At 62.3% G+C, this 758-nt stretch carries 1 protein-coding gene; it reads right to left on the reverse strand.

What is annotated here, in order from left to right; genetic code table 11:
• On the reverse strand, positions 1–758 hold a 758-nt coding region (locus B3187_RS12300; RefSeq protein WP_286806766.1), incomplete at both ends, for a PEP-utilizing enzyme.

A 758-nucleotide genomic window follows, 5' to 3' on the forward strand; every position in this document is an offset into this window, starting at 1 on the left:
CTGGGAAAGCGATCGCGCAGCAGAAAAGGGACTTCAGTGCGGTACAAGCCGACCCCTTCGGCGCCGCGCTCCAGGGAGCGGACCACATCGGTCATCAGACCGGTGTTCACCCATAGCGGCAGCCGGTAGTGATCGGTGGTTTCACAGGGCAGGTCCTTGAGCGCTTCCAGGCCCTTGACCAGCTCCTGCTCTTCGAGATAAATCGCCTTGTAGTGCTTGCGCAGCTCCGGGCCCGGATCGGTGTACACCGTGCCCTTGTAGCCGTCGACGATCAGGGTCCGCCCATCCACCTGAGTGTAGGGCAGGTCCACGGCCGCCATCACCGTGGGGATATCCATGGCCCGGGCGAGAATGGCCACGTGGGAGTTGCTCGAGCCCTGCACCGACACCAGGCCGGCCAGCTTGTCCTTGGGAATTTCGCCGAGCATGGAGGCGGTCAGCTCTTCTCCCACCAGAATGGTCTGATCGGGATAAATGCGGCACTTCTGGTTGGACTCCTGCAGGTAAGCGAGTACTCGCCGACCCAGATCTCTCAGGTCCGTCGCCCGCTCCCGGAGGTAGGCGTCATTCATGCTGCTGAAGGTGCGTTCGTGCTCCAGAATCACATCGGCCCAGGCCGATGGCGCGGCAGTCCCCTGGCGAATCCGTTCCGTGACTTCTTTCCCCAGCGACGCATCATTTAGCATCGCCAGGTAGGCATCAAAGAGCGCCTGCTCCTCCCGGTTCAGCCGGGTTTTGAGCTGCTCGCCCAGACCTTT

The organism is Marinimicrobium sp. UBA4209 (genome assembly GCF_002381585.1).
In the GTDB taxonomy this organism is placed as follows: domain Bacteria; phylum Pseudomonadota; class Gammaproteobacteria; order Pseudomonadales; family Cellvibrionaceae; genus Marinimicrobium; species Marinimicrobium koreense.